Source organism: Roseinatronobacter alkalisoli (assembly GCF_028745735.1).
In the GTDB taxonomy this organism is placed as follows: domain Bacteria; phylum Pseudomonadota; class Alphaproteobacteria; order Rhodobacterales; family Rhodobacteraceae; genus Roseinatronobacter; species Roseinatronobacter alkalisoli.
In genome coordinates this window covers 1-2,206 of sequence record NZ_JAQZSM010000093.1, presented here as the reverse complement: position 1 = coordinate 2,206, position 2,206 = coordinate 1, and the positions used below count along the sequence as shown (strand labels likewise).

Sequence of the window (2,206 nt, the reverse complement as noted above, 5' to 3'; positions counted from 1 at the left end):
CGGGCAATTGGCACCAACGGTGTCCCCGACCGCATCGTTATCGACAAAAGCGGCGCAAACTTGGCAGGGTTGGAAGCTGTAAATGTGATCCTCAATTTCACCGGTTCAGGTCGGACGATCAAGATCCAGCAGGTCAAATATCTGAACAATATCCTCGAGCAGGATCACCGGTTTATCAAACGCATCACTGGGCGAATGCTCGGCTTCAAAGCGTTTTATTCCGCCTCGGCCACGCTGGAGAGAATCGAGACTGCGCACATGATCCGTAAGGGCCAATTCCACGCCAACGGCTTGAACGCATTTCAGCAGTTTGCTCAGCTCGCAGCATAATTCCGTCCAGCATCAGCCTACACTCAACCATGTCGGAATTTGCGACAGAACCATTCTGTTAAGCGCTGCGACCGAGGTTGGCGGGCTGACAGGTGTTAGATAGCCTTTTTTCTACGATCTTCTATCCAGTAGAGCTCGATGCATAAAAAAGAGCGCTAAATACGCTATTAAGAGCGGCACTAAAGAAACAACAAATCCGAGCAAAAGTGATGAGACTGGTGATATCAAACCAAATAAACTACGTCTAAGAGGTTGGGTTTCAAACAGAACATATGAAATGAATCCGAAAAGTGGTTTATTAATAAATGAAAACAACATAATTGTAAAAATTGACAGTACAAATTTCACACGATACAATACCAAAATAGAAACTATTGCAGATCCAAAGAAAAACATAAAAACTGTATTTAGCTCAGGCCTTATGTTGTCGGTCGATAGAGGCTCTCCTATTACAACTGCGGTCAACAAAAATAGCGCGTACAAAAATATTGCGACGCCAAAGAAATAAAATATAAACTTACTTTTTCTACATATAATCATCGCTATCTCTGTCAGAGCGGTCGTCTATCAGCATAGAAGCTCCATCATTCGGAGAAGTCGCCTGCCCAAACAGCTGCCGAAGTTCAAATTCTTTTACTTCCCGGACTCTGCCGGTTGCCACGAGAGATTGCATCTCACGCGCAAGCCTCTGGGGGAACATTGATCCAGAAAGATCGCTGAATTCAGGAATTTCTCTGATAGCATCAGAACAGGCAGTTGCACAGTACAGAAACGTACCTCCTGCACTGTTCAAGACCCTGCCGATCAAAATTTCGTCCTGTGTAGGACTTGTGTTCGATCCGTATACGGCGGCGACACGGGTGGATTTATGTCACCAAGTGGGGTACCGTGCGAGCAGAGGGCCTTGCCGCCGGAGAACATTGGAACTTATCGAAACTTCGAAGTAATTCGACCGATTGAAGGCGCCAGCGTAAGTCGTGTGGCACCTGCATATGGGCAACCGGGCGGGGGTTGGCAGATACAGCTACCAGCACCAATTGGGAGGTACATCGGGACACATCTTAGGGAGATAGCTCCATGAATACTATAGAATTGGCTGAAAAGTTAAACGCACTAGGCTATCAGCGGAGATACACAATTGGCAAAAGGGTCGAGAGGCGTGATGCATTAATTTGTGAAGATAGCGTTTGGAAGATTCTTGGAATGGAAAAGGGGAATGAATACGTTTATCAGGTATTTGATGATGAAGAAACAGCCTGCGCTGAGTTCTTTAAGTTAATTACCCGTACTTCTCCAGGAATCCCCGCGGAACTATATTTCGGGGAAGATGGGTATCCTCGTAATTATTCTGGTCCGAAGAAGTAGTTTAGGCTCCAGACTCATTGATATTCAAAGCCAAAAGAGGTTCTGTCGCAAAGATTTTCGGCTTGTTGGTTGTGCCGCTTCACCGGTATCGTGGTTTGGGATTGACGCTTGGGTGTGATTGGACGGTTACGATGGTTGACTTCAAAGGCGCACACTACCCGAAATCGGTGATCCTGTTTGCTGTATTATTCTACCTGCGCTACCCAGTATCTTATCGCGACCTTGAGGAAATCATGCAGGAGCGCGGCGTCGATGTTGACCATGCAACGTTGAACCGCTGGGTGATCAAATACGGCTCTGTCGCAAAGATTTTTGGTTTCCGGTTGGCTTTGTATGAAGCATCGGCGTAGGAGGTGACTTCACAGCAAGGGTCGGATGAGTGCAATGGTTGATTTCAAGGGCGCGCATTATCCAAAATCAGTTATCCTGTTCGCGGTATTTTTCTACCTGCGCTACCCTGTTTCCTATCGTGACCTCGAAGAGATAATGGAAGAACGAGGTGTCGATGTTG

Annotated in this window: 3 protein-coding genes and 2 pseudogenes; all 5 read left to right on the top strand. The window is 46.6% G+C overall.

Annotation, left to right across the window (positions count from 1 at the left end):
* Positions 1-330: DDE-type integrase/transposase/recombinase (locus PUT78_RS23355; RefSeq protein WP_274354614.1), on the top strand; the 330-nt coding region annotated here is incomplete at its 5' end.
* A 712-nt stretch (positions 331-1,042) separates the two neighbouring features.
* On the top strand, positions 1,043-1,411 hold the full coding sequence (locus PUT78_RS23975) for a TNT domain-containing protein (RefSeq protein WP_420793562.1): 369 nt from the start codon (positions 1,043-1,045) through the stop codon (positions 1,409-1,411).
* Positions 1,408-1,695, top strand: coding sequence for a hypothetical protein (locus tag PUT78_RS23350; protein WP_274354613.1), 288 nt, complete (start codon positions 1,408-1,410; stop codon positions 1,693-1,695). Before PUT78_RS23975 ends, PUT78_RS23350 begins: the two co-directional genes overlap by 4 nt.
* 131 nt (positions 1,696-1,826) lie before the next feature.
* A pseudogene (locus PUT78_RS23345) lies at positions 1,827-1,988 on the top strand (IS6 family transposase); the annotation flags it as partial.
* A gap of 91 nt (positions 1,989-2,079) precedes the next feature.
* A pseudogene (locus PUT78_RS23340) lies at positions 2,080-2,206 on the top strand (IS6 family transposase); the annotation flags it as partial.

Excerpts from the sequence above, each read along its gene's own strand:
- PUT78_RS23350 (WP_274354613.1), top strand. The coding sequence starts at position 1,408 with ATGAATACTATAGAATTGGCTGAAAAGTTAAACGCACTAGGCTATCAG.